We start from the raw sequence: 25,586 nt of genomic DNA on the forward strand, positions 1-25,586 counted from the left end.
CCGCCGCGCAGGAGGATGCTGGGGTCGTGCAGTTCACGCCCGTAAGCACCCTCCCCCGTCGGCTGCGCGATCGCGGTGCGGAGGTATGGCCGGGCGTCATCCTATCGCTCGGCATCGCCGTCCTCGCGACGTTCGTGGGTCATGCGATTCCCGTCGCCGGGTCGGCGCTGCCGGCGATCGTGATCGGCGTGATCATCGGGCTCGTCCGACGGCCAGGCGCACGTCTACGACCCGGCGTCGCGTACTCGTCGAAGTTCCTCCTGCAGTTCGCGGTCGTGCTGCTCGGGGCGCAGCTCTCGCTGGGAAGCATCCTGGTCGTCGGAGCGGAGTCGCTCCCCGTCATGCTCGCATCGCTCATCGTCTGCCTGCTCGGAGCATGGTGGATCGGGCGCGTGCTGGGCGTTCACCGTCGACTCCGGACACTCATCGGTGTCGGCACCGGCGTCTGCGGGGCTTCCGCGATCGCCGCGGTCTCACCGATCATCGGGGCGCTGGCCGGCGAAGTCGCCTACGCCATCTCGGTCATCTTCCTCTTCAACGTTCTTGCGGTCGCACTCTTTCCGCTGATCGGGCACGCGCTCGCGCTGGATCCGCACGCGTTCGGTCTCCTCGCCGGCACCGCCGTCAACGACACGAGCTCGGTCGTCGCCGCGGCGAGCGTGTTCAGCACCGCAGCGCTCGGGTTCGCCGTGGTGGTGAAACTCGTCCGTACGCTCATGATCATTCCGATCAGCATCGGCCTGTCCGTGCTCGAGGCGAAACGTTCGGCCGGTGCCGGGCGGCTGACAGTGAGACGGGTCGTGTCATTCGTCCCCTGGTTCCTGGCGGGGTTCATCGTGGTCGCGCTCCTCAACTCCATCGGTGCCTTTCCGCAGAGTGTGCACGACCCCCTCGTCGCCGCGAGCGTGTTCCTCATCGCCACCGCACTGGCGGCGATCGGACTCTCCACCGACATCGGGGCGATGCGCGACGCCGGGTGGCGTCCACTGCTGCTCGGAGCGGTGCTCTGGGTGCTCGTCACGGCCACTTCACTGGCGGTCATGATCGCGACCGGCTGGGTCGGCCTGTGAGCGCACGTTTCACGTGGAACGGGGGTGTCCGCGCGTCGACCCACGGCCGGGAGCAGTGACGAGCGTCGCCGCCGCAGCTCCCCCGATGAGGCACAACCCGATGAGGTCGGTCGCAGAGGGGACTTCAGCGAGCACCACCCCGGCGATGACGATGCCGAACACCGGCACGAGCAGGGTCCCGAGCGATGCGGTCGCCGCAGGGATCCTGCGCAGCACGCTGAACCAGAGGAGATAGGCGACGATCGTGCCGAGAACCGTGTTGTACGCGATGCCGAGCAGTGCCCCTGTGGAGATCGAAATCGGCGTATCGCGCGGGTCGAGCGCGAGCCCGAGGAGCGACAGGAGCGTCGCGGAGATCAATTGGATCGCGGTCGAGACGACCGGTGCGACGTCGAGACCGAGGCGCTTCACGTACATCGTGCCCGCAGCCCAGCTCAGGGCCGACAGCAGTGCGAACGCCGGGCCGAGCCCCCCTCCGTCGCTGAACACCGGCCATCCGAGAATCAGCAGACCGAGGGCCGCGAGAGCGACGGCCAGCACCCGTGACCTCGTCGGTCGCTCGCGGAACACCAGCCAACTGAGCAAGACCACCCACACGGGCATGGTGTAGACGACGATGGACGTGCGACCGGCCGACGTGTGCGTCATCGCCAGGGCGGAGAAGACCCCGAATCCCCCGATGCCGAACGCGCCCGCCACCACGAGGTGAGCAACGTTCTTGACATCCAAACGCACGATCGATGCTCGCGTCGCGTACGCCGATGCGGCCAGCACGACGGCCGCACTCCCGAATGCGAGGCTGCGCAGTTCCCAGACCGTGAACGACGACAGCGCTGCTTTGGAAGCGACGAAATTGCCGCCCCACAGCAGTGCCACCAGCAGCAGCGCAACGCGGTCGTGCCCCCTCATGCGATGAACCGCGGGTCCGACCACAGCTCCCGCAGGCGAGGAGCTTCGGTGCTCACGCGGGGGATGCCGTGGGGACGGCGTCGTACGTCACCCAGTGCGTTCGCGTCGCGATCTGATCGTAGAGGCCTTGGGCACGACGATTCTCCGATGCGGTGATCCATCGCACCACCGAGCAATCGGCATCGCCGGCGATCTTCTGCAGCTGTTCGATCAACGCATGTCCAACACCTTGGCCGCGAGCCTCGGGATCGGTGAACAGATCATCCAGCCACATCCCGACGGTGCCGGTGGACGGACGCGCGAAGCGGCGGTAGTGCGCGATGCCGACGATCTCGTCCCCGCGCAGCGCGACGAGTCCCTGGGTTTCATGCCCGGCGTCGTTGAGCCATTCCCAGACGCGTGTTTCCACCCGCTCGTCCGCAGTGAGTCGGTAGAAATCGCGGTAGGCATGGAACAACTCGCGCCACCGAGGCTCGTCATCACGGTTCACCGGTCGGACGGTGAAAGCGTTCGATGCATGCATGGGCGTGGTCCGCCTTTCTCGTTTGTGGCATCGTTCCCGAATGCCTGCGTCAGGTCCACGGTACGAGGGATTCCGGCCTCGCATATAGGCCAGAATGGTCCGGGCCGGGCAGACCAGTACACTGCGAATATGCGTCAGGCTTTCCCGATGAACCTCGTCATCGCCCCGCAGAGCGACGACGCACGACTGACCCGCGTAGCGCTGGCCGCGCGGCTCCGAGAGATCCTGCTGAGCGGACAGCTGACGGCCCGCGATCCGTTGCCCTCCACCCGGGTGCTGGCGCGCGCCGTCGGGGTATCGCGCACCACCGTGGTCGCCGCGTACGAAGAGCTCGCGGGCGAAGGATACGTGGACATGGTGCCGGGATCGGGTACGTACGTCGCCGAGGCGCTGTCGGGGACGACCGCGCCTCGTTTCGAGCGTGCAGCGAACGCCCCGGACCCTCCGCACCCCGCATCCGCTCGGGTCCCACCCGTACCGAGCGGCATCGACATGATGCCCGGCAGCCCGTCAGCGCATTTCGATCGAAACCCTGACTGGGCACGCGCGTGGAAGTCGGCGACCGCAGGTACGCTGCCGGCAGTGCCGCCGCCTGCGGCCGGCACCCCCGAACTGCGCGAAGAGATCGCACAGCATCTCCGGGCGACTCGAGGTGTGCGCTGCACCGCAGAGAACATCGTCGTGACCTCAGGGACCAACGATGGCATCGCACTGCTCGTGCACGCGCTCCGCCCGCGCTCCGGGAAGTACTCCATCGCGACGGAAGACCCGGGGTATCCCTCAGCGCGCAGCGTCATCGCCGTACTCGGCGCAGATCCGACGCCGATTCCGGTGAGCGACGGAGGCATCGATGTCGCACACCTGAGAGCCTGTGATGATCCCATTGCAGCCGCCCTCGTCACCCCGAGCCACCAATACCCGTTAGGCGGCCGGCTCCCGGTAGCTGCCCGACTCGAGCTCCTCGCCTGGGCCAGGGAACGTCAGGCATTCATCCTCGAGGACGACTACGACAGCGAGTTCCGGTACGGCGCGCCACCGCTGCCATCGATCGCCTCGCTCGACGAACACCACCGCGTCGCCCTCCTCGGCAGCTACTCGAAAACGCTGACCCCGTGGCTGCGATGCGGCTACCTCTTCGTGAACAACGCAGCGCTGCTCGAACGGATCATCACCGTGCGAGCAGCACTCGGCCCGTCCGTGTCCGGCGCGGTGCAGACCGCACTCGCGCACTTCCACGCCTCAGGAGGATTGCGTCGACACCTGATGAGGGTCGGACGCGTCTACGCCCATCGCAGAGCCCTCGTACTGAACGCCGCACACCAGTTCCAGGCGAAATATCGGCTCAGCGCCCTCGAAGGCGGACTGCACGCGACGATCACCTGGCGATCGGGGCCTTCAGCCGAGACGATCGTCGCAGAGCTCGCGCACCGGGCGATTTACGCCGCCCCGCTCCATCGCTACTCCCATCACCCTGATGCGCGCGAGCAGGAAGGCATCGTCTTCGGCTACGGGGCGCCGTCGGATACCCAGTTGCAACGGGGCATCGACGCCATCGCGGAGGTGCTCCGTGCGCACTGACGCTCGCCGCCCGGGGAAGGAGAGAGGTCCTGATTCCGTTGCTCTCGAACAGGAATCAGGACCTTCTCGATGGTGGATCCTGGGAGATTCGAACTCCCCCGGCATCCGTCCGTTCAATGACCCGAACCTAAGAATCCCCGAAACTTGAGGGCTCTCTGGTCACTAGAGAGCTGTATCGAATCACACCAAGCACCATCAGATGTTGCCAGCATGTTGCCACGAGAGCAGACAAAGAGACTCAACAAGTGGAATCTCAAGCCCACTCTCGCTAGCAGGCCACGGGCCAACCAGCTTCACTCTTCGCTCAAACGTGAGGAGGTCTCAATCTGCGAGGATCGCCCGACGAGACAAAACCGCGGTGGTCTCGGCGCACGCTTCGGCAAACCTGTGGTCGTGGTCCAGGTCGAGATCGAGCGTTATGGGCTAGCTGGATGCGTCTGATCCTGATGATTCATGCGAGAAGCGCACGAAGGCAGTCCCATCAAACTCAGCGTCGCATCTCTTCAAAGGAACCCCAGAAAGTGGGAAACCGCTCGCTCAGGACTGCGTACATTCGTTCCCACTTCGGAAGTGATTCGACGAGTTCAACCTCATCAGAATCCCGCCAAAGCTCTCGCTGATGTTGGGGGCTTTCGGTCAAGTTCTCAAGCATGGCAACGGTATGCAGACGGATCTTATTTCCTTCGAGTACCTGGAGCGCAGCTGAAAAGAGGAGGTAGTGTGCCGGGTCCCGAGTTGACTGTGCTGAGATGAGGACGCCGGATTCGAAATGTACGACTTCCCCCGGGACGCCTGCGCTACGGCGACGCATTTCTGATGGAATTGCTGAGGTTTTGCGGAGAGGCTCGACCCTCAGATCTTTTCCTCGAGAGACTATTCCAGTGAGATTCAACAGATCGAACTCAATCTGCTCCCTCAGTATTCTCGCATCGGTTTCTCCCTGAGCATGGAGCTGTTCCCGCCGTTTCTCGGCCTCAAGAAGCTCAGTGACACGCGCAGGAAAAGACCCTGAACGTCTTGGTACAACCCACGGGTGCGAGAGTGAAGGCATGGCATCCGCAAACTGGAAAGATGAGGAGCGCAACTCCCTATTCATGAAATTGAGTTCAAACACTTCGACGTGCGGGTACTGAAAGAGGACCTCCTTCAGTGCCGGAAGCAATTGCTTCGGGAAGCTTTCGCCGAGGTATACACCAGTTATAGCTTCCTTTATCGGCAAGAACGCGGGGAGCGCTGAATGGTCTGAGAGAACTAAGCGGTACTCGTATTCGCTCTGCCAGTCTCGATGCTTTTGCAGGAATAGAGCTTCCTTAAGCCTCATGAGTGTGAGACGCGCCACAGCGTCCACTCCAAACTCGCGGACTTGGCCAAGATCGATACCCTCTCCCATCGGAATCGACGATCCCGAACGATAGACCACCGGGCCATGCACGATTTGGACCTCTTCAGATGCCGAACCTTCGAGCTCACTAATCAGTCGACTCTTATCAAACTGAAGACAAATCCCTCGGTGTCCTGCCCCATAATGGGCCCACATCGAGAGGTGATTCCAGCCACGCATCATATCCGGCCTGTGAACGACACCGACCATATCGAAATCCTGAGTCAGACAGGCAACTTTCGTCGTGCGACGGATTTGACGATCGATGTCCTTCCAAAGATCCATTAGGTCGATGGTCTCATCGTTCAACACGTCTTCATCGTCTTTGTGTGACTGAAGCGCATGGTACGTGGGTCGAGATTCCCAGAGGTCATTGGTCGATTCAAACGGAGATAAGCGAAGCTTCCCCGAACTAAGCAACCCGAAGATCGCTGTCTCCGCACCTGTGTAATGAAACAAGCTATCGGTAATTTCGAGCGGAGCGGAGTCGTAGTCCCGATCGGAAGCGAGGGTCGGGTCGGTGTCCATACGCTTCATTCAACCAGTTAGATCGACAGAACTGGGACGTTTGTGCGCCTCCACCACTTCCGATGTTGAGAGGGATGAACTCTGCTTTGTCACTTGTCCGTCGAACTGCCGTAGACCTCCGTGTGGAAAAAAGACTCGGGGAGAGATTCGCTATGCCACAGGGGGGCGCTGAGGGCGGGGGTGGGGGGTGCCTCCCCCTGCCTGCTGTCGTCGCTGGCGGCGAGGGGTGGCGGGTGCGGCGGTGAAGTCGATGCTGTTCACGGTTCCTGCCTTCCTCTCGGCCCTTGTAAAGTTGCCTACCCTCCAGAGCGATGAATACATGCACTCGACGTACGCATGACGATCCCCTACCGGGACACTCTTGCCTATCGCCAAAGACCTCTACACGACGAGTACAAGCATAAAGTCTGAATTCCCGTATGCCCCGCCCGAAAAAGTGCCCGGTGAGGGGGTCTCTGCGCTGTCATGTCGCCGCCGGCATCACCAGTATTGACCGTGCCCGCGGGCTCGAACAAGATCGCGTGCACCTCGCCTGACGCCTTCGGGCAGTGCTCGACACCCTGAGGAACCACGAAGACATCATTCGGCCCTAGGACCACATCACGGTCGCGAAGCTGAATCGTGAGTTCGCCCTGCACAACCATGAAGAGTTCGTCGGTATCGGGATGGGTGTGCCACACAAACTCGCCTTGCAGCTTGACGACTTTCACGTCGTAATCGTTGATGCTAGTGAGGCGGTGAGGTTGCCAGTGCTCCGTGATTGTCGAGAGGGCAGCCTGGATGTTCTGTACGTCATTCTTCACGCTGCTCACCATACGGGGCCCACGAGGATCGGAATGGTCGCCAATAACGGTCGTTTCCGGCGGATCCTGGGGTGCAGGTGCTCGGTAGGTCTCTAAGCGACGCAGATTCCCGGTGTCTTTTCGGTCAATGTGGCCGTCTGCGTCGCCTGCGGGAAAAGATCGGGGATCGTGCCTTCGCGAAGGAGGCTCAAGGAATAGTTGCACTTCGGGAAACGATTGAGATAGTTTCTTCTTAGGCAACTATTGGAGGTAGGCGAGAATGGATGAGCCCGAAGCTCAGAATCAGTTGAACCTTATCCGTCGAGCACAGCACAAGTCGGCACGTCACGGCGCACTGTTGGCCACCGTAGCCATGGCCTCACTCGTTCTCGCCATAGCCGTAGTGGTCGATCTAGAGATGATTTGGTTGCTCGGGATCGTCGTACTCGGTTTCGTTGGTGCGGCCGCAGCTCGTCCTCTCCGACTACGGCTGAACTGGAGCGACCGGTTCGGCATCTGCCTGCTCGCCTTAACGATCGTCACGACTTTCGGCGTCTACGTGCTCGTACAACAGGTCGCGCGCTCCCTTGAGTGGCCTGCTCCCAACACCATTTCAGCGTTCAGCGCAGCATTCCTGATCCTCACAGCCGGACTCCCCGTTCTGATGCGACTCGCTCTACACACACCCCGTACCGGCGAGCCACAGGGTCTCGGTAGTGCCTGAATCAACCGAGAATCCACCCCGCGGCAACCTCCAACAAACCACCCTGAACCCACTGCTGCATGAACCGGCACGGCTGTCTCTGCTCGCAGCCCTTACCCCTGCAGACTACGTCGATTTCGCGACGCTGTTGCAACTGACAGGAGCGAGCAAGTCATCACTATCGAAGCACCTATCGACGCTGACTGGGGCAGGAATCGTCGAAGTCACGCCCGGTCCCTCTGATAGACGTGGACGTCGTGTCGCTTTCACACCTTACGGACGCACCTCTTTTGAGGAGTATCTCCGAAACCTCGAAACCCTCCTCCGCAGCGCTCGGAACTGAATTGCTGTCGCACCGAAAACGATCGTTTTTGGCTGCCGCAGCCGCTATATTCGGCCGCGCTCGTCCACTGGGCAACAGCGGTAGTCGCGCCACGCGTCGAGAAGTTCTTCGCGTGAGCTATCAGGGTGCTCCTCATGCCAAGCTCGCGTGAACCGGTTGTACTCAAATTGAGGGTCTATAGCTTTCTGACCCTGGCCACGAGTCGCGTAGTAGCAATCGAGCGCGTCTTGAAGGGTCTGGGTGCCGTCAGTCTTCGCGAAGAACGCACGCATTTCACCGTCAAACCCAAACGGCTGGCCAACTTGCTCTACGAACCATGCCCGTACAACCTGGCTGCACCTCTGCCCCCTAGGAATCACCGTAGACGCTGCCAGCGGACCTGAGAGCTGCCTCGCGCTCCCCGAGCGTTTGGACACTGGCTCCGCGAAAGGCACTCCATCGAGAGCGGCAGCGAGCCGGAGAGCCAACACTTGCTTCCCTCCGCCTGTTCGAAGACCGAGCGAGCGCGCGAAATCGGCGAGTTCATCCTTTAGCCAGTACCAGCGCAGTAACTCTTTGCCGGTCAGCTCGCGAGACAGCTGAGGGCGCTCCTGATTGGAAGAAATCATTGCACCTACCCTACCGAGAGTGACTCTCGACCATCGTCTCGCACATCGCCACAATCGATCGTTATCGGCCCGGCCACACATGCATCCTGGGGCACCGGCAGCAGACGTGCTCCGCAACTCTGAACCCCTCCGGCCGGGACTCGGATGCAAGTCGGATTCCGAGACCGATGAGTACGACTGACCCACGCCCACACCGAGAGAGGTCGCCAGACCGGCCCGCCGCGAGCTGATTGCTTTGGACACGACGACGGCGAAGTCAGGTCCCGGCGTTGCCACCAGGCGTCGCTCGACGCCCGCAAAGCCCAGAAGCTGGGTGATCATCTGTGCAGCATAACTGCCTCTACATGGATAACTGGAAGAGTTTTGGACCTTCCGGTACAGAACGCTGCTAGAGTCAACGAAAGACAGCGTCGCGATACGCAGCGCTTCCGTATCCACCCACCATCACCACGGTCGACTTCGACCAGACAGGACACAAAATGCCTATTGCTCGCATCACTCTCAACAAGGGCAAGTCGCCCGAGTACCTCGAGAAGGTCTCGCAGAGCATCTACTCCGCCATGAGGGAGTCTTACAACCTCGATGAGAACGACAAGTTCCACATCTTCCAGGAGCTCGATGCGAACACCTTCAAGTTCGACCGGAACTTCGGCGTGCCGCAGCCGCGTACAGATGACTTCATGATCATCGATATCCTCTCCGACCCGCGTCAAGCCCCCGTCAAGCTCGCGACCATGCGGGCGCTGAAAGAGAAGCTCGTCGAATCGGTCGGCCTGGCGGCACAGGACGTTGTGGTCACCTTCGATGCACGCCTCGCGGCCGAGGACGCCTCGCTTGGGTATGGCGAACCGGTTCTAAAAGTACTCCAGTAACGACCCTCCCTACGCCAAGACCCCCGCCTCGAATCGGGGCGTTGTCCGCCCAGCACGGCAAGGACAGCGCCCCGGGTTCTGCGATCGAAGAGGCATGACAAGAGAGATGAGCATCCGATGGCCGACTCCCCATTTGCGCGCAACATCCAGTTGCAACTTGGCAGTGCGGCGCAACCCTTCGGCGTCATTACAATCGTTGAAGTGGCTGACGCAAGTGCCGGCGACGCCTTCGAAGAGGTTGCTCGCTCCCTCGCCGCGCACTCGCGTCGTGAACCCGGCAACCTCAGCTTCTCGGTGAGTCGTGATGTGGTCAGGCCGACCCGATTTGTCTTCCACGATCGGTGGCGTGACACCGCGGCAATGATCGCGCATGAGCAGAGCGCTCACTTCCAAACAGGTATTGAGCGCGCAGCCGCGCTGTTCGCCGCGCCACCAACCGTGATTGTTGTCAAAGACATCGAGTAGGGCTACCGAGCAGGCGGGGGCGAGAGTATTCGGTCAATTGCCGAATGGGCAGTCGCGGACAGATGAACCGGGCTCATGCCAGCTCGACCGAGAGCCACAACCCCCAACTGTGCAGCCAACGTTGCTTGCGCGACGCTTTCAGGATCGACGTCCGGAGTAATCTCGCCCACACGTTGGGCGCGCTCCGCCGCAGAGGTAAGTACAGCGGTCATCGATGAGTAGATCTGTCGTGCCTGGGCTGCAACGTCGGGGTCGACGGATGCAAGCTCGGCGCTGCTGTTCGCAAGCAAGCAACCCCTGCGACTAGCCGCGCCGGTGGGATCGGCCGCGGGCTCGAGCATAAAATCTCGCAAGACCTGCGCTCCAGAACGAGCAGTTTCTAGTCTCTCGCGCAACGCACTCATCTTGTCCTCGCCGTACTCGCGCAGTACCCGTAGAAAGAGCGCGTGCTTGTCCCCGAAGGCCCCATAGAGCGAGCCCTTCCCGAGACCGCTCGCTCGCAGAAGGTCGCTCATCGATGTACCTGCATAACCCCGGTCCCAAAATTCATCCCGAATTGCGCGAGAGACGTCGGCTTCATCAAACTTTCGAGGGCGGACCATACCCTTACAATACTCGTTTTATTGACCATTAGGTCCATATCTGCGCGTGAAGCCGAGCTGCCTGAAGCAATCGTTTATAGCTTATGAACCGCTGCTATACGGCACTTGCGCCCTCTTCAACATAGAAGGCATGAAACTGCCTGAATCCGTCATGACAGGCTTTGGTCCACCCTGCTGGTATGCACCGTGCGTGCGGCAAGGACTCCGCCAATGCCCGGGATGAGTGCGAGAAGCCAGGGCCGGTATCGCCCTTCAGCGGTGAGTGCAGCACAAACAATTGTGCCGATATAAGCGAGCCCATGGACGGGGCCGAGGATGCGGGATACCTCGGGCCAGTCCAGGGTGAACATATTCAACAGGAGCAATGCGAGCGTACCGAGTTCAACGCCAGCGGCGATACGCAGAAGGGCACGGCCGGTCATGCGCCGGCCCCGGTGGTGGAGCCTGGCCGGTAGATCATCAGCACGACAACGATTGCCCAAAGCAGATTGAATATGCCGGTGCTCATCGCGAGTTTCCGGGTGGCGCGCGATGTGGCTGCGACCGTATCATCCGATTGCCCCGCGCCGACGGTGGTCACGAGGTGCCGTTGCCTGGGAAGGATAGTCGCGATCAGCAGGATCGCGGCGATCGCGGTCAGTGTCATAGAAACGAGAAGCCAGGCATCGCCAAGAACGCCGAGAGAAGCACCGGTCGCGATACCGAAGATCGGGACAATGATGCCAATCACCGCGTACACGCGGGTAATTCGGTGAAGCACTCGCACAACGGCGACCTTGCCATGATTACCAGGGTCTTCTAGAGAAGCTCGTACAGCAGGCGGAAACATGCTCGCAGCAATCGCAACGGGTCCAATCGTCAGGATCGCCGCGAGCACATGGACAGCGAGAAGAAATCCTGTCATGACACAACCCGATTCCCCGTCACCTGAGTCTGCGGCAACCGGCCCGCACGGGAGGCGCCTGTCATCGTGTCGCCAATGATTATGACATCGAAGTCGAGGTTGAGGCGCATCGGCTTGGTGACGCGTTGGCGCCAACGCGCTCGCTCACCACTGTCGTCAGTCTGTTCGACGGTGACCTCCTCCAACGGGACAGTCTCGGCCTTGCTTTGAGCCTCACCTTGGATGCCGTTCGCGTCACGGGTGAACGTGTACAAAGCACTGATTGTGCCGATCGGGGTTTTCATCGCGACGTCCCATGTTCCGACGATGTTCACGCGGAAGCCTCCGCCCCTGCCTGCACCGGAACTCTGCCGTCGGCACGCCAAACGGTGCCCCGTCGCTCGTACTCGAACAACTCCTCTACAGAGCGAGCGATGCGCGACCCGAATTCCCTCTCCAACAAGTAGAGACCCAAGTCGAGACCGGAGGTGACTCCACCAGCGGTGACGAGATCACCGTCGTCGACAACGCGCGCCCGTACCGCTGTGGCGCCGGTTGCCTCCAGAACCTCCATCCCGAGGGTGTGAGTGACCACATTGCGGCCTTCAAGGAGTCCGCCCATCGCCAGCGCGAGCGACCCCCCACACACCGTCGTCACAAGAACGTCGGGATTATCCATTGCTTCAGCGATGAGGGGCGTCATCTCCGTTGCCGCGAACCGCGCCAGCAGCACCGGGATAGTCTCGATTCCCGCGTCCGGGTCTCCGTCTACCGGACCACATGCACCGGGCACGAGAATGATCCCCGGTCGATGCGGGTCGAGGACGGCGGTCGCAGTGAGCGTGAGTCCCTGCGATCCCGAGACGACCTCTCGCGGGCCTTCAGCACTCACCATCGCGATGTCAAGGTCGCCGCCCAGGAAGTACTCACTGCCCGCGACAAGCACCTCGAACGGAGCGATCACGTCGAGCGGATCAAACCCGTCGAATAACACAATCTGCACAGACAACGACACGAAGACTCCTTCTGCTGGTCAAGGGCCACTGCGACTCCCCGGACAAGTCTTCTAAACGATCATCTATTGCACGACCGGCATTTCAGACACAAGACAACTGAATCTGGCCATCGTTCATCGCAACATCATTCGTGACGCAAATCAACTTAAGATCGGTCCATGCACACTGTCGTTGTTCTCGCTCTTCCTGATGTGATTGCGTTTGATCTGGCCACAGCGGTCGAGATCTTCTCACGCGTCACACTGCCAGACGGACGCCCCGCTTACCGGGTGGTTGTCGCGGGCACGGAACCCACTGTCGAAGCCGGACCGCTTCAGATCACAACAAGGGATGACCTTGCCGCGCTGGCACGGGCCGACACGATCATCGTGCCTGGCCGTAACGTTGCCGCCGCGTCACTACCCGACGGGTTGGCAGAGGTACTCAAGGCGGCGACACGTGACGGGACCCGCATCGCGTCGATCTGCGTCGGCGCGTTCGTTCTTGCGAGGGCCGGGTTGCTTGACGGTTTACACGCCACGACACACTGGCTCGCGACCGGCTTGCTCGCTCAGCAGCATCCCCAGGTTGTTGTGGAACCAGATGTCCTTTACACCGACAACGGGCACATCCTCACCTCCGCTGGCGCCGCTGCGGGACTCGACTTGTGTCTGCACATGATCCGCCGCGACTACGGCACCGCAGTCGCCGCTCACGCTTCTCGGCTCGCCGTCGCACCCCTTCACCGCACGGGAGGTCAGGCACAATTTATCGTCCGCAACCCACCCACCCTCCGAACCGCCTCTCTCGAAGACGTCCTCATTTGGATCGAGGAGAATGCCCACCACCCACTCGCACTCACCGACATCGCCGCCGCCGCTCACACGAGCGTGCGCACCCTCACACGGCACTTCAAACAAGAAACCGGGCAAGCCCCGATGGAATGGGTCGCAGGCGTCCGCATCCGCCAGGCGCAGGAGCTCCTAGAAACCACCGACCACGGCGTCGATCGCATCGCCCGCCAAACGGGGTTCACTAGCCCAAGCAATTTCCGCGCCCAATTCCGCCGAACCGTCGGCGTGACGCCAAGCGAATACCGCGCAACGTTCTCCACCCCGCTCGCAAGCGTCGTACTCGCACGGACAACCTCGGACGCGATGAACTGAAAGGACCCCCACCGTGAAGGATGGATCAAGAGCGACGCGCTGAAGACCCTCCACGCACTTACGACTCAGGCCCCGGAGGCGACCTACCCTCAGCGCGAACACAACCTATTCACCGAGGAGCAAGCGGAGAAGATCGCACACGCTCAGCGGTAGACCAAGTCCCAATCTGAAAGTTCTCCTGATTTGGCATCGATGAGTGCGCAAGACGCTTGAGATCCCGTTGATGGGCTGCTGAAACTGGAACTTCTATCGTGGCGAAGGGAGCAACTATGGGACTGGTCAACAAGGTTAAAGCGAAAGCCAACAAGATTCAGGGTGAGGTCGACGAGAAGCGCGGACACAAGCACGACGACGATTTCCTCATCGCAGAGGGGCGAGTGCTACAGGAGAACGCGAATGAGCGCCTGAAGAATGAAGATCAAGGAGCCGCCGGAGACTCAGAGGATACGTAGAGCCGCGGAGGACGATGTAGTCACCCCGGGAGGAGAGAAATGGGCAAGGTAGCGTGGGGATTCACGTCCTCGATAGATGGCTTCATCGCGGGACCACATCACGACATGAACTGGATGACCAGTGCAGAACCGTTGGCCAAAGGAACCATAGAACGCATGGCAGCAGATGTTGCGGTGATCATCTCTGGTCGCGCTGGCTACGACGCGGCGAAAGCTCAAGCGGGTGAGCGAGATGAAACCACCTCCGAGGCATACGGGGGCGCTTGGTCTGGCACTGAGTTCGTCTTGACCCACCGCCCGGACGAACTTGCCGAAGACCCGAGCATCACTCCATTGAACTGCAACATCGTGGAAGCGGTTCGTCGCGCTCAGGATATTGCAGGTGAGCGCGATGTGCAGATCATCAGCGCCGATATCGCGCGACAGGCGCTTGAACATCACCTTATCGACGAATTGCAGGTGTTCGTCGTCCCCGTGTTCCTCGGCGATGGCACCCGCATCTTTGACGTTCCCGGTGGGCACCACATCGAGTGGGAATTGGTAGAGGTCTACGAGGACAGTCCGCGAAGTTTCGGGCGGGTCTATCGCCCGAAGGGACGAACATGCGGTGAAGGTGTGAAGTGAGCGACTAGGCAATCACTTCACACAACTCGCCCAATGCGTTGTGGCCCGTGCATCCCGTGTGGCCGCGAGTGTAGTTGCACCTCGATCTGTTGCCATTTCAGTTGTCGTATCACGTCGGACAGCATCAAACGCTGGCCTTTCCACCGCTTGCGCAGCCAGCGGTCGTGTGAGGCAACGACGACGGTTCCAGTGTCATGCATGATGCACCTCCCCACGTACATTGAGGGCGAGCGACGATCTGAAGACGCGCGATAACGCGACAGTGCGGAAGTCACGCAGAGCAGTGAGCAGTCCTTGCTCTAAATGTGCAAGGGCAAGCCCTACCTGACTCATGCACAAGTGGAACAACTCGCTACTGCGTCCTCCAAGCCGACTATCGTTCGGTTCCTCGCGTACACAGGTCTTCGGTGGGGTGAAATGTCGGGGCTTCATGTCGAGCACGTCGATACGGAGCGGCGAAGGGTGAGCGTCGTGCAGAATGCCGTGACCGTGGGTAGCCATATCGAGGTCGGTACGCCGAAGACGCACGAAGCAAGGACGGTCCCCTACCCTGCGTTCCTCGACGGCGAGATTCGCGCGCGGACGGAGGGGAAGGCCGCGCGCAGCGTCCTCTTCGGCGACGGACAGGCGTATATGCCTCTGCCGCGCACGGGCTCGGGGTGGTTCAGCAGAGCTGTGGACCGCTGCATAGCTGCCGATACCACGCGCGCCGAAGCGTCGCTTGAACGCGGGGAAACTCCGGAGCCGATCATGTCACGCGTGACACCCCACGACCTCCGGCACACTGCTGCCTCTCTCGCGATCAGCGCGGGAGCGAATGTGAAGGCCGTGCAGCGCATGCTCGGCCACGCCTCTGCGGCAATGACCCTCGATACCTACGCCGACCTCTTCGATGACGACCTAGACGACGTTGCCACCGCTTTAGATCAAGCTCGCGCTTCGGCAGTTGTTGCTAGTTCGTTGCCACCGGAGGAGTCCGAGCAATGAGAAAGGCCCCAACTCCATTGCTACTGCTAAGGAGTTGGGGCCTTCTATTCTGTGGATCCTGGGAGATTCGAACTCCCGACATCCTGCTTGCAAAGCAGGCGCTCTACCAACTGAGCTAAGGACCCGTGTACCGGAATCATGTTACCCGGCCGCAGACGACAGCGCAAAACGGGGCACTGCGGCAGGCGTGTCCTGCGCACCCACAAGTCCACAGGCGTAGCCTGTCAGTGCTGCAGACGCACCACAACCGCACACGACAGGAGGCCGGCATGGCGCGAGGGACGAACGGATTCAGTGCAGAGCAGCGGCGTGTGCTGCCGACGATCCTCGTCCCGGCGTTCATGTCATTGCTCAGCGTTTCCATCGTCAACGTCACCCTCCCGGCCATCGACGACTCGCTCGACGCGGGCACATCGGGTTTGCAGTGGATCGTCTCGGGCTACGCCCTCGTCTTCGGCGTCCTGCTCGTCGCTGCGGGCCGTGCGGGTGATGTGTGGGGGCGCGGACGTCTCTTCCTCATCGGACTCGCCTGCTTCGGGCTCGGATCCCTGCTCTCAGGGCTCGCACCGAGCATCCTGGTGCTCAATCTTGCGCGAGTGGTCATGGGGATCGGCTCTGGCCTGCTGAATCCTCAGGTGACCGGCATCATTCAACAGTTCTTCCAGGGCGAGCTCCGCGGCCGCGCATTCGGGGCGTTCGGCGGCATCGTCGGTGTCTCGGTCGCGATCGGTCCGATCCTCGGCGGCGGCCTGATCGCGCTGCTCGGCGAGGAATGGGGGTGGCGCGCCTCCTTCCTCGTGAACGTACCCATCGCGTTCGCGGCCATCGTCGCCGCCCGCACCTTCCTCCCCGCCTCGGCGTGGCACCCGGTGCCGCAGGACGACCCGAGCTCCACCACCTCAGGCATCCCCGTCGTCGACGGATCGCAACGGCGGCGCGGCAAGATCGACTTCGATCCGGTCGGCATGCTGCTGCTCGCCGGCGGAACCCTCTTCACCATGGTGGCCTTCATGGAGGCGAAACTCGGCTGGTGGGTGTGGGGCGGTCTCGTGATCGGGGTCGGACTCGTCGTCGGCTGGGTGCGCTGGGAGCTCGCCTACCGCGCACGCGGGGGAACTCCGATGGTCGACATGGAACTCTTCCGCACCCGATCCTTCGCGAACGGCGCGCTGCTGATTGGGTTGTACTTCGTCGGATTCACCAGCATCTGGTTGCTCGTCGCGCAGTACATGCAGATCGGACTCGGCCACGACGCGCTCACCGCAGGTCTCATCGGCTTGCCTGCTGCGCTCGCCGGGGCGATCACCGCCCCCATTGCGGGACGCTACGTGGTGCGCGTCGGCCGCGTCATCGTCCTGTGGGGTCTCGGGATCGGCGCCCTCGGTCTGGTGCTGAGCGCGGGCGTCGCACTGCTCCACGGCGAAGTCGGCGTCAATGAGTGGTGGCTGCTCGGCACCCTCATGCTCACCGGCATCGGCCAGGGACTCGTCGTCTCCCCCAACCAGACCCTCACCCTGTCGGAGGTGCCGCTCCGCTATGCCGGCAGTGCCGGCGGCGTCCTGCAGACCGGACAGCGCATCGGCACATCGATCGGCATCGCCGTCATCACGAGCCTCGCGTTCGGCATCGCAGTCAGTTCCGGCTGGGACATCGCACTCGCGGTCGGCTTCGCAGCGATCCTCGTGGTCGTCGCCCTGGCAGCGGTCGTCGGCGGAGTCGATCTCGCGACGACCAAGCGCGAGCAGCGCGGCACGGACTGAGTTCTCAGACGGCTCCCCGGAGCGCCCAAAAAAACCCCGGTTCCGTCCGCATCTGCTGCGGGAGAACCGGGGATGTTGGTGGGGCTACCAGGACTTGAACCTGGGACCTCTTCATTATCAGTGAAGCGCTCTAACCGCCTGAGCTATAGCCCCGTGACCAAGAAATGACTCTACCCGATGCGCGGCCGAAACTGAAATCCGAGCCGCGCATCGGCGAGCCACACCTCAGTTGCTCGTGAAGCCGAGCTGGAACCCGCCGAGCACGCGCACGAGCAGGTTGTAGACGAGCGCCGAGATGGCTCCGAGAGCGGTGCCGACGATCACGTTCAGGATCCCCACGACGACGGCGAATCCGGCGACCTGCGGGAAGCCCAGGATGTTCATGAGACTGTTCTCTTCACCGACGATGTCCATGAACAGCGAGTCGGCCTGATCCATGACGCCGGTCTGCACGAGGACGACGTAGATCAGCACGGTCGATACGACACTCACCACGGCGATGCACACCGACAAGAGGCACGAGAACTTCACCGCAGACCAGAAGTCGATGTAGACCAGCTTCAGGCGCACCTGCTTCGACGGCGCCTTCTTGCGGGTCTTCCGCGCCAGTTTGTCGGCGACAGTGTTACTCATTCACGTCTTCCTTGCTCTCGGCGATCTCGTTCTCCGGCTCGGTGTCGTCGCTCTCGAGCCCGCGCTCGGAATTCCGCGCGATGCCAATAATACGATCACCCTCTGGGAAACGCGCAAACACGACCCCCATGGTGTTCCTGCCCTTCGCGGGAACTTCGGCCACGTTCGACCGTACAACCTTGCCGGTGGCGAGAACAACGAGCACCTCATCGGTCTCGCCGACGATGAGTCCGCCCACGAGGTTGCCGCGGTTCTCATCGAGCTTCGCGACCTTGATGCCGTATCCGCCTCGTCCCTGCACGCGGTACTCGTCGACCGCGGTCCGCTTCGCGTAGCCGCCCTCGGTCACCACGAAGACGTATCCGTCGTCGTCGATGCGACGTGCGGTGAGCAGCGCATCGCCTTCGCGGAACTTCATGCCCCGCACACCGCTCGTCGACCGCCCCATCGGCCGCAGTGCCTGGTCGGAGGCGGTGAACCGCACCGACATGCCCTGCCGCGAGATGAGCAGCACGTCGTTATCGGCGTCGGCGATGAAGGCCGACACCAACTCGTCTCCTTCTCGCAACCGGATCGCGATGATGCCGCCCGTACGGTTGGTGTCGTACTCCTCGAGCACGGTCTTTTTGACGAGTCCTTCGCGCGTCGCGAGCACGAGGAATCCGCTGTGGAACTCGCGCAGGTCGAGGATTTGAGTCACCGTCTCGTCCGGCGCGAGTGCCAGCAGGTTCGCGAGATGCTGTCCCTTGGAGTCGCGACCGCCCTCCGGCACATCGTATGTCTTCGCACGGTACACACGGCCCGTGTTCGTGAAGAACAGCAGCCAGTGGTGCGTCGTGGTGACGAAGAAGTGCTCGACGATGTCGTCCGCGCGCAACTGCGCGCCCCGCACGCCCTTCCCCCCGCGGTGCTGGGTACGGTAGTTGTCGATGCGCGTCCGCTTGACGTATCCGCCGCGCGTGACGGTGACGACCATCTCCTCTTCGGGGATCAAGTCTTCCATCGACATGTCGCCGTCGAATCCGTGCATGATCTCGGTGCGACGCTCATCGCCGAACTTCTGCACGATCTCGTCGAGCTCGTCGGCAACGATCTCCCGCTGCTGCACGGGCGAGGCAAGAATCTGCTGATACTCGGCGATCTGCGCCTCGAGCTTGGCGGCCAGATCGAGGATCTTCTGCCGCTCGAGCGCGGCGAGCCGGCGCAGCTGCAGACCGAGGATCGCGTCCGCCTGGATCTGATCCACATCGAGGAGCCCCATGAGGCCCTCACGTGCTTCATCCACGGTCGGAGACCTGCGGATCAGAGCGATGACCTCATCGAGGGCGTCGAGCGCCTTGAGGTATCCGCGCTGAATATGCGCTTCCGCCTCGGCCTTCTTCAAGCGGTACTCGGTACGACGCACAATGATCTCGACCTGGAACTTCACCCAGGCGAGGATGAACCCGTCGATCGAGAGCGTGCGCGGCACGCCGTCGACGATCGCCAGCATGTTCGCGCCGAAGTTCTCCTGCAACTGCGTGTGCTTGTACAGGTTGTTGAGCACGACCTTCGGGATCGCATCGCGCTTCAGCACGATCACGAGGCGCTGGCCGGTACGACCGCTCGACTCGTCGCGGATGTCGGCGATGCCCTGGACCTTGTTCTCCTTGACCAGGTCGGCGATCTTCACGGCGAGGTTGTCGGGGTTCACCTGGTACGGCAGCTCCGTGATCACCAGGCAGTTGCGACCGTGGATCTCTTCGATGTCGACCACGGCGCGCATCGTGATCGATCCGCGTCCGGTGCGGTACGCATCGCGGATCCCGCGCGTACCGAGGATCTGTGCCCCGGTCGGGAAGTCGGGCCCCTTGATCCGCTCGATGAGCGCGTCCTGCAGCTCCTCTCGCGTGGCATCGGGGTGGTCCAGGTGCCAGCGCGCACCCTCGGCGACCTCGCGCAGGTTGTGCGGCGGGATGTTTGTCGCCATGCCAACCGCGATACCGACCGAACCGTTGACGAGCAGGTTCGGGAATCGGCTCGTCAGAACCGTCGGCTCCTGCGTCCGGCCGTCGTAGTTGTCGTGGAAGTCGACGGTGTCCTCATCGATGTCGCGCACCATCTCCATGGCGAGCGGGGACATCTTGGTCTCCGTGTACCGGTGTGCAGCGGCGCCATCGTTTCCGGGTGAGCCGAAGTTCCCCTGCCCGAGTGCCAGCGGGTATCGCATCGACCACGGCTGCACGAGTCGGACGAGTGAGTCGTAGACCGCGCTGTCGCCGTGGGGGTGGAACTGTCCCATGACGTCGCCGATGACGCGCGTGCACTTCGAGAACGCCTTGTCCGGCCGGTACCCACCGTCGTACATCGTGTAGATCACACGACGGTGCACGGGCTTCAAACCGTCACGAACGTCGGGCAGCGCACGCCCGACGATCACGCTCATCGCGTAGTCGAGGTACGACCGCTGCATCTCGAGCTGCAGATCGACCTGGTCGATCCGTCCGTGACCGACGACCTGCTCGGCCTCCACGGTCTGCTCTTCGGGGAGATCGTTTTCAGATGTCAAGGAAACGCACGTCCTTCGCGTTCTGCTGGATGAAATTACGGCGGGCTTCGACGTCTTCGCCCATGAGGGTCGCGAAGATCTCGTCGGCGATGGCGGCGTCCTCCATCGTGACCTGGAGCAGCGTGCGCGTCTCCGGATTCATGGTGGTCTCCCACAGTTCTTCGTGGTTCATCTCACCGAGTCCCTTGTACCGCTGCACCCCGCTCTCCTTCATGAGGCGACGGCCATTGCTCGTTCCTGCCTCGAGCCGGATATCGCGTTCGGCATCGCTGAAGACGTACTCGTGCTCGGCATTCGCCCACTTGATGCGGTACAGCGGCGGCTGAGCGAGGTAGACGTAGCCGAGATCGATCAGCGGGCGCATGTAGCGGAAGAGCAGCGTCAGCAACAGGGTGGTGATGTGCTGTCCGTCCACATCGGCATCGGCCATGAGCACGATCTTGTGGTACCGAGCCTTCTCGGGATCGAAGTCTTCGCCGATCCCCGCTCCGAACGCCGTGATCATCGCCTGCACCTCGGCATTGTTCAGTGCTCGGTCCAGGCGTGCCTTCTCGACGTTCAGGATCTTGCCGCGCAGCGGCAGAATGGCTTGCGTGAAGGGATCTCGACCGGTCTTCGCCGAGCCACCCGCGGAGTCACCCTCGACGATGAAGATCTCGGAAATCGTGGGGTCTTTGCTCGTGCAGTCGGACAGTTTGCCCGGCATACCGCCGGACTCGAGCAGTCCCTTGCGTCGCGCCGTTTCGCGCGCCTTGCGTGCGGCCAGGCGCGCGGTCGCGGCCTGAATGGCCTTGCGGATCACGTCCTTCGCCGAGTTGGGGTTGCGCTCGAACCAGTCACCCAGCTGCTCTCCGACAACCTTCTGCACGAACGCCTTCGCCTCGGTGTTCCCGAGCTTCGTCTTCGTCTGACCCTCGAACTGCGGCTCGCCGAGCTTGACCGAGATGACCGCGGTCAGACCCTCGCGGACGTCATCGCCCGACAGATTGTCGTCCTTCTCGCGCAAGAGGTTCTTGTCGCGCGCGTACCGGTTCACCAGGGTCGTCAGGGCCGCACGGAACCCTTCTTCGTGCGTCCCGCCCTCATGCGTGTTGATCGTGTTGGCGTACGTGTGCACGCTCTCCGAGAAGGCAGTCGTCCACTGCAGAGCCATTTCGACCGCGATCTTACGCGAGGTGTCTTCGGCCTCGATCGCAATGATGTCCTCGTGCACGAGTTCGGCGCGCTTCGTCGAGTTCAGGTGCTCGACATAGTCCTGGATGCCCCGCTCGTAGTAGAACTCGTCATGCAGTGACGTCGGTGTGACGTCCTCGCCTTCCTCATCCTCAACGGGAGTCTGTGGGCGCTCGTCAGTGATCTTGATCCGGAGTCCCTTATTCAGGAACGCCATTTGCTGGAAGCGGGTCTTGAGCGTCGCATAATCGAAATCGGTCGTTTCGAAAATCTCCGCGCTCGGCCAGAACGTGATCGTCGTCCCGGTCTGCTCCGACGGTTCACCTTGCGCCAATGGCGCATCCGGGACGCTGTTCGTAAATGACATGTTCCACGTGAAACCTTGCCGCTGCACCGAGACTTCGAAGCGCGTCGAGAGGGCGTTCACCACGGATGACCCGACGCCGTGGAGGCCGCCCGACACAGCGTAACCGCCTCCGCCGAACTTGCCACCCGCGTGCAGCACGGTCAGCACGACCTCGACGGTGGATCGACCCTCGGTCGGGTGCGGGTCGACGGGAATGCCACGACCGTTGTCGATCACGCGGACTCCCCCGTCTTCGAGGATCGTCACGTCGATGGTGTCGCAGTACCCGGCCAACGCCTCGTCGACCGAGTTGTCCACGATCTCCGATACGAGGTGGTGCAACCCGCGGGGACCGGTTGAGCCGATATACATACCGGGTCGTTTGCGCACGGCTTCGAGTCCCTCGAGGACCTGAATCGCTCCTGCACCGTACTCATCTGTACTTGCGGAAGTATCTGAACTCATGCCCTCATTAATCTCTCTGTTGCCGTCTCAGAGCGCGGAAACTTCACGCCTGGTTCTCCGGACCTCAGTCTACCAATGTTCGCCCGCGAAACGGGCCGATATGAGCGTTCAGACGAGATTCCGTCTCAGGGTCGTCCCCCAGAGAACAGTGGGAGAGCTGTGGACGACCGCTCGACGCACCGGACCGCGGCGCACCGTACTCACCCGTACGTGTCTCGCGGACCCCTCCCACGTACCGAACGGGGACCGTGACGCCAGGTCGGCGCACCGGGCGCCAGAAACCGGATGTCTCCGATCGAGGCGTCCGGGTACTCCTCCATCATACGTGTGAGAATCTCGCCGCGCAGCCGACGAAGCTCGGTGGCCCAGCTCGTCGAATCGCACTGCACCTGCAGAATGCCGTTCTGTATACCGATGATCTCGGTGTGCCCGGCGAGACGATCTCCGACGAACCGGGCCCAGTCGATGATGATCTGCGCTTGCGCCAGTTCCTCGGTCCACCCCATCTGTCGCGCGGTGAACTGCAGAATACTCTCCAAGGGACGAGGCTCCCGCCCCTTCCCGAACGGTACGCTATCGCCTTCGGAAGCGGACACGGCTCTCGCCTTCCGACGAATCGGCACGCCTTTCCACACCGATTTCGCGTGCATGTACGACTCGGTCGTGAATGGAAGCGTGTCGTCACTCATCGGTCAAACGTTCTGAAGACTCATCAACACCGCCGGACGGACCCGCCGAAGCAGCGAAATCTGTGGAAATCGTTCGCTCAAACGCATTCTCCGGAGTCTGCTGGAGATCCGGCTTGACTATGTTCCCCCGTGAAATCTCCGAAATGCGCCACTCCGCGTCGGTCGGGACGTCCTCCCGCACGGCGGCAGTGACGATCACCTGTTCGAAGTCATGCACCGCCCGCATCAGACGATTTCTCCGAGTCGCGTCGAGCTCGGCAAAGACGTCGTCAAGGATGATCACCGGATCGCCGGCTGGGTCCTCCGCTCGCAAGACCTCCGCTATCGCAAGTCGGAGCGAGAGAACGAAAGACCACGTCTCGCCGTGACTCGCGTACCCCTTGACGGGCAGATCGTTCAAGGAGAGATGGAGGTCATCCCGATGCGGACCCACAAGACTGACGCCTCGCTCGAACTCCTGCTCGCGTGAGCGAGCCAATGCATGAGCGAACGCATCAGCGACTGTTTCACGTGAAACAGTCGCTTCACTCGCGCTCTCTGGACTCGTTTCACGTGAAACATCACTCCAGGAGAACGACTCCTTCATCGACAAGTCGAAACCATGGTCCGCTTCCACGAGTGTCCGGTAGGCACGGCGCCCGGGTTGGATCAGTCGACTCAGGAGCGCACGACGCGCCACGATGATCTGGGAGCCGAACGCTACCAACTGTTCATCCCAGACGCTGAGCGTCGCTTCAGCGGCCGCGCGGCGACTCCCCCCGCCGCGCGCTGACTTCAACAGCGTCGTTCGCTGTCGCAGCACTCGCTCATAGTCGGCGATCACACCGGACATCGCCGGACGGTACGCAGTAACGGCCTCATCAAGGAACCGGCGTCGCGTCGACGGGTCTCCGCGGACGATCCAGAGATCTTCCGGGGCGAACAGTACGGATGAGAACCAACGTGTCACCTCGCGGGGAGGGACATTCCCCCGGTTGACCTGACCCCGATTCGGACGATCCCGATTCAGTTGCAGCTCGAGCAGCACCTCGCGCTCGCCCACCGCCACCCGCATCCGAGATACCGCGGCATCCGCGCCTGATCGGATCAAAGGTGCGTCCGCCGAAACACGGTGCGAGCGCAGTCCAGAGAAGTACCCGATCGCTTCGACCAGGTTGGTCTTCCCTTGGCCGTTCTGCCCGGCGATGAGGTTGGCGCCCGCACTCAACGGAAGTTCGACGTGGTGATAATTGCGGAAGTCCACGAGCGAGAGATGAGCCACTCGCATCAGACGACCTTCAGCGAAGCAGCAGGTTCGGCTGCAGCAGGTACCGGAACTCGGACTCGTCCGTGTCGTCCTTGCTGCGCTGACTGGTGATCAATACCGGCCCGGGCTTCCCGGGGTTGTCGGTACGTGTGAAGGCGATGCGCGCGAACTCGGAATGAGTGGAACGCAGGCCGTCGAGGAGGAACTGGGGCTTCAGCGAGACCACCATGTCGTCACCGACCAGGTGAGCGTCAACCGTTTCGACGGCCTGAGCTGCTTCGGAACCCGCAGCCTCGAGCGTGACACTGCCCTCGGAGAAGGTGAATCGCAACGCGGCTTCGCGCTCCAGCACCAGACCCACACGTCCGACGGCCTCGGCGAGCTCGGCTGAACTCACGACAGCGTAATTGTCGACCTCGGTCGGGAACAACCGGCCCACAGGCGGGTAATTGCCCTTGATCAGGAGAGACGTGACCGTCTTATCGCCACCGGTGAATGCGACGAGCTCCCGGTCATCATCCTTCACGATGGCGACCTGGACCTGACCCGCGCCCGAGAAGGTCTTTCCGACTTCGGTGACGATTTTCGCCGGCACCAGAGCCGTGGCCGATTCCACTCCGGCAGTGTTCTCCCAGTCGATGCCTCGTGTGGCCACGCGGTACCGATCCGTCGCGGTCAAGGTCAGCGAATTATCGCTCACCTCGAACTGCACCCCGGTGATCACGGGGGTGACATCGTCCTTCGATGCTGCTGTAGCGACCTGACCCACGGCTTCACTGAAGGCATCGGCCGGTACTGCACCGGTGACGCTGTCCACCTGCGGCACCTGAGGATACTCCTCCACCGGCATCGCCGGCAGCGAGAAGTTCGCCGAGCCGCAACGTACCTGCACTCGACTCTCCGCGAGGGTGATTTCGACGTCCGAGTGGGGCAGCCGCTGAGCGATCTCGCCCAAGAGGCGACCCGATACCAGCGCTCGTCCGGCGTCGGAGACCTCGGCGGTGATGGACGTGCGCGACGACACCTCGTAATCGAATGAGCTGATCGTCAAAGCGCCATCCTCAGCTTCGAGGAGGGCGCCGCTCAACAGAGGCTGAGTAGGTCGTTGGGGCAGCAGCTTCACGGCAAAGGAGACGGCATCACTGAACACGTCACGGTTGACGGTGAAACGCATGGAGACTCCTCGATCCTTCGACAGGCACACTCGATCGCGCCGCGGACTTGCGTGAGTCACGAGACTACAGCACTGAGGTTC

26 protein-coding genes and 3 tRNA genes are annotated in these 25,586 nt (G+C 62.1%); 11 read left to right on the plus strand and 18 right to left on the minus strand.

Going from position 1 to position 25,586, the window contains the following annotated elements; all coding sequences use genetic code 11:
- The first annotated feature begins 26 nt into the window (after window positions 1-26).
- Complete coding sequence (locus tag J4H85_RS01620) at window positions 27-1,070, plus strand: YeiH family protein (protein WP_307863311.1); 1,044 nt, start codon at window positions 27-29, stop codon at window positions 1,068-1,070.
- Between the two features lie 9 nt (window positions 1,071-1,079).
- Here J4H85_RS01620 and J4H85_RS01625 read toward each other — a convergent pair whose 3' ends face one another.
- Both J4H85_RS01625 and J4H85_RS01630 read right to left on the minus strand, forming a co-directional pair.
- The gene (locus J4H85_RS01625) at window positions 1,080-1,979 is read right to left on the minus strand and encodes a DMT family transporter (protein WP_208236266.1); all 900 of its coding nucleotides are present in this window, start codon (window positions 1,977-1,979) and stop codon (window positions 1,080-1,082) included.
- Window positions 1,980-2,031: 52 nt separating this feature from the next.
- Window positions 2,032-2,502: a GNAT family N-acetyltransferase gene (locus tag J4H85_RS01630; protein WP_208236268.1), complete on the minus strand. Its 471-nt coding sequence runs from the start codon at window positions 2,500-2,502 to the stop codon at window positions 2,032-2,034.
- A 129-nt stretch (window positions 2,503-2,631) separates the two neighbouring features.
- Here J4H85_RS01630 and pdxR point away from each other — a divergent pair, with 129 nt between their 5' ends.
- The gene (gene pdxR, locus J4H85_RS01635) at window positions 2,632-4,080 is read left to right on the plus strand and encodes a MocR-like pyridoxine biosynthesis transcription factor PdxR (RefSeq protein ID WP_208236270.1); all 1,449 of its coding nucleotides are present in this window, start codon (window positions 2,632-2,634) and stop codon (window positions 4,078-4,080) included.
- 70 nt (window positions 4,081-4,150) lie between these two features.
- Here the strand turns inward: pdxR and J4H85_RS01640 are convergent.
- The 3 genes from J4H85_RS01640 to J4H85_RS14135 all read right to left on the minus strand — a co-directional run bounded on the left by J4H85_RS01640 (window position 4,151) and on the right by J4H85_RS14135 (window position 6,792).
- Window positions 4,151-4,217, minus strand: a tRNA-OTHER gene (locus J4H85_RS01640).
- Between the two features lie 350 nt (window positions 4,218-4,567).
- Window positions 4,568-5,989 (minus strand): DUF2971 domain-containing protein, encoded by a 1,422-nt coding sequence (locus J4H85_RS01645; protein ID WP_208236272.1) that lies wholly within the window; start codon window positions 5,987-5,989, stop codon window positions 4,568-4,570.
- Window positions 5,990-6,354: 365 nt separating this feature from the next.
- Window positions 6,355-6,792: a cupin domain-containing protein gene (locus J4H85_RS14135; RefSeq protein ID WP_208236274.1), complete on the minus strand. Its 438-nt coding sequence runs from the start codon at window positions 6,790-6,792 to the stop codon at window positions 6,355-6,357.
- 259 nt (window positions 6,793-7,051) lie between these two features.
- Between J4H85_RS14135 and J4H85_RS01655 the strand changes: the two genes are divergently transcribed.
- Together J4H85_RS01655 and J4H85_RS14320 are read left to right on the plus strand one after the other, a co-directional pair.
- Window positions 7,052-7,495, plus strand: coding sequence for a hypothetical protein (locus J4H85_RS01655; protein WP_208236276.1), 444 nt, complete (start codon window positions 7,052-7,054; stop codon window positions 7,493-7,495).
- Window positions 7,488-7,817: a transcriptional regulator gene (locus J4H85_RS14320; RefSeq protein WP_208236278.1), complete on the plus strand. Its 330-nt coding sequence runs from the start codon at window positions 7,488-7,490 to the stop codon at window positions 7,815-7,817. The genes J4H85_RS01655 and J4H85_RS14320 overlap by 8 nt, the downstream gene beginning before the upstream one ends.
- Before the next feature lie 44 nt (window positions 7,818-7,861).
- Here the strand turns inward: J4H85_RS14320 and J4H85_RS14220 are convergent, their stop codons facing one another.
- Window positions 7,862-8,746: a DUF6434 domain-containing protein gene (locus tag J4H85_RS14220; RefSeq protein WP_307863312.1), complete on the minus strand. Its 885-nt coding sequence runs from the start codon at window positions 8,744-8,746 to the stop codon at window positions 7,862-7,864.
- Window positions 8,747-8,904: 158 nt separating this feature from the next.
- Between J4H85_RS14220 and J4H85_RS01665 the strand changes: the two genes are divergently transcribed.
- Window positions 8,905-9,297, plus strand: a complete 393-nt coding sequence (locus J4H85_RS01665; RefSeq protein ID WP_208236280.1) for a tautomerase family protein — start codon at window positions 8,905-8,907, stop codon at window positions 9,295-9,297.
- A 117-nt stretch (window positions 9,298-9,414) separates the two neighbouring features.
- A complete protein-coding gene (locus J4H85_RS01670; protein ID WP_208236281.1) occupies window positions 9,415-9,762 on the plus strand; it encodes a putative quinol monooxygenase in 348 nt (115 codons plus the stop codon).
- 2 nt (window positions 9,763-9,764) lie between these two features.
- On the opposite strand, the gene J4H85_RS14225 is transcribed toward J4H85_RS01670, so the two are convergent.
- The 4 genes from J4H85_RS14225 to J4H85_RS01690 all read right to left on the minus strand — a co-directional run bounded on the left by J4H85_RS14225 (window position 9,765) and on the right by J4H85_RS01690 (window position 12,262).
- Complete coding sequence (locus tag J4H85_RS14225) at window positions 9,765-10,364, minus strand: TetR/AcrR family transcriptional regulator (RefSeq protein WP_208236284.1); 600 nt, start codon at window positions 10,362-10,364, stop codon at window positions 9,765-9,767.
- A 418-nt stretch (window positions 10,365-10,782) separates the two neighbouring features.
- Window positions 10,783-11,268 (minus strand): DUF2269 family protein, encoded by a 486-nt coding sequence (locus J4H85_RS01680; RefSeq protein WP_208236286.1) that lies wholly within the window; start codon window positions 11,266-11,268, stop codon window positions 10,783-10,785.
- Complete coding sequence (locus J4H85_RS01685; protein ID WP_208236288.1) at window positions 11,265-11,582, minus strand: hypothetical protein; 318 nt, start codon at window positions 11,580-11,582, stop codon at window positions 11,265-11,267. The genes J4H85_RS01680 and J4H85_RS01685 overlap by 4 nt, the downstream gene beginning before the upstream one ends.
- Window positions 11,579-12,262 carry a DJ-1/PfpI family protein gene (locus J4H85_RS01690; protein WP_307863314.1) on the minus strand — a complete coding sequence of 228 codons (684 nt, stop codon included), beginning with the start codon at window positions 12,260-12,262 and terminating at the stop codon, window positions 11,579-11,581. The genes J4H85_RS01685 and J4H85_RS01690 overlap by 4 nt, the downstream gene beginning before the upstream one ends.
- Before the next feature lie 159 nt (window positions 12,263-12,421).
- On the opposite strand from J4H85_RS01690, the gene J4H85_RS01695 reads away from it, so the two are divergent.
- From J4H85_RS01695 to J4H85_RS01710, 4 genes are all read left to right on the plus strand, one after another.
- Window positions 12,422-13,408 (plus strand): GlxA family transcriptional regulator, encoded by a 987-nt coding sequence (locus J4H85_RS01695; RefSeq protein ID WP_208236290.1) that lies wholly within the window; start codon window positions 12,422-12,424, stop codon window positions 13,406-13,408.
- Window positions 13,409-13,677: 269 nt separating this feature from the next.
- A complete protein-coding gene (locus tag J4H85_RS01700) occupies window positions 13,678-13,860 on the plus strand; it encodes a hypothetical protein (protein WP_208236292.1) in 183 nt (60 codons plus the stop codon).
- Window positions 13,861-13,899: 39 nt separating this feature from the next.
- Window positions 13,900-14,484 (plus strand): dihydrofolate reductase family protein, encoded by a 585-nt coding sequence (locus J4H85_RS01705; RefSeq protein WP_208236294.1) that lies wholly within the window; start codon window positions 13,900-13,902, stop codon window positions 14,482-14,484.
- A 303-nt stretch (window positions 14,485-14,787) separates the two neighbouring features.
- The gene (locus J4H85_RS01710) at window positions 14,788-15,471 is read left to right on the plus strand and encodes a tyrosine-type recombinase/integrase (RefSeq protein WP_243893296.1); all 684 of its coding nucleotides are present in this window, start codon (window positions 14,788-14,790) and stop codon (window positions 15,469-15,471) included.
- Window positions 15,472-15,523: 52 nt separating this feature from the next.
- Here the strand turns inward: J4H85_RS01710 and J4H85_RS01715 are convergent.
- Window positions 15,524-15,596: transfer RNA gene (locus J4H85_RS01715), tRNA-Ala, on the minus strand.
- Between the two features lie 144 nt (window positions 15,597-15,740).
- Between J4H85_RS01715 and J4H85_RS01720 the strand changes: the two genes are divergently transcribed.
- Entirely contained in the window at window positions 15,741-17,231 is a 1,491-nt protein-coding gene (locus J4H85_RS01720) for an MFS transporter (RefSeq protein WP_208236296.1), read from the plus strand.
- A 76-nt stretch (window positions 17,232-17,307) separates the two neighbouring features.
- Here the strand turns inward: J4H85_RS01720 and J4H85_RS01725 are convergent.
- The 7 genes from J4H85_RS01725 to dnaN all read right to left on the minus strand — a co-directional run bounded on the left by J4H85_RS01725 (window position 17,308) and on the right by dnaN (window position 25,505).
- A tRNA-Ile gene (locus J4H85_RS01725) sits at window positions 17,308-17,384 on the minus strand.
- Window positions 17,385-17,456: 72 nt separating this feature from the next.
- Window positions 17,457-17,864, minus strand: a complete 408-nt coding sequence (locus J4H85_RS01730) for a DUF3566 domain-containing protein (protein ID WP_208236298.1) — start codon at window positions 17,862-17,864, stop codon at window positions 17,457-17,459.
- Window positions 17,857-20,412: a DNA gyrase subunit A gene (gyrA, locus tag J4H85_RS01735; protein ID WP_208236300.1), complete on the minus strand. Its 2,556-nt coding sequence runs from the start codon at window positions 20,410-20,412 to the stop codon at window positions 17,857-17,859. Before gyrA ends, J4H85_RS01730 begins: the two co-directional genes overlap by 8 nt.
- Window positions 20,402-22,396, minus strand: coding sequence for a DNA topoisomerase (ATP-hydrolyzing) subunit B (gene gyrB / locus J4H85_RS01740; RefSeq protein WP_208236302.1), 1,995 nt, complete (start codon window positions 22,394-22,396; stop codon window positions 20,402-20,404). Before gyrB ends, gyrA begins: the two co-directional genes overlap by 11 nt.
- Window positions 22,397-22,596: 200 nt before the next feature.
- Entirely contained in the window at window positions 22,597-22,935 is a 339-nt protein-coding gene (locus J4H85_RS01745; RefSeq protein ID WP_243893297.1) for a DciA family protein, read from the minus strand.
- A gap of 142 nt (window positions 22,936-23,077) precedes the next feature.
- Window positions 23,078-24,352 carry a DNA replication/repair protein RecF gene (gene recF, locus J4H85_RS01750; RefSeq protein WP_208236306.1) on the minus strand — a complete coding sequence of 425 codons (1,275 nt, stop codon included), beginning with the start codon at window positions 24,350-24,352 and terminating at the stop codon, window positions 23,078-23,080.
- A 10-nt stretch (window positions 24,353-24,362) separates the two neighbouring features.
- Window positions 24,363-25,505 carry a DNA polymerase III subunit beta gene (dnaN, locus tag J4H85_RS01755; protein WP_208236308.1) on the minus strand — a complete coding sequence of 381 codons (1,143 nt, stop codon included), beginning with the start codon at window positions 25,503-25,505 and terminating at the stop codon, window positions 24,363-24,365.
- Between the last annotated feature and the right edge of the window lie 81 nt (window positions 25,506-25,586).

Origin of the sequence: Leucobacter tardus (assembly GCF_017583045.1) — a bacterium.
Taxonomy (GTDB): domain Bacteria; phylum Actinomycetota; class Actinomycetes; order Actinomycetales; family Microbacteriaceae; genus Leucobacter; species Leucobacter tardus.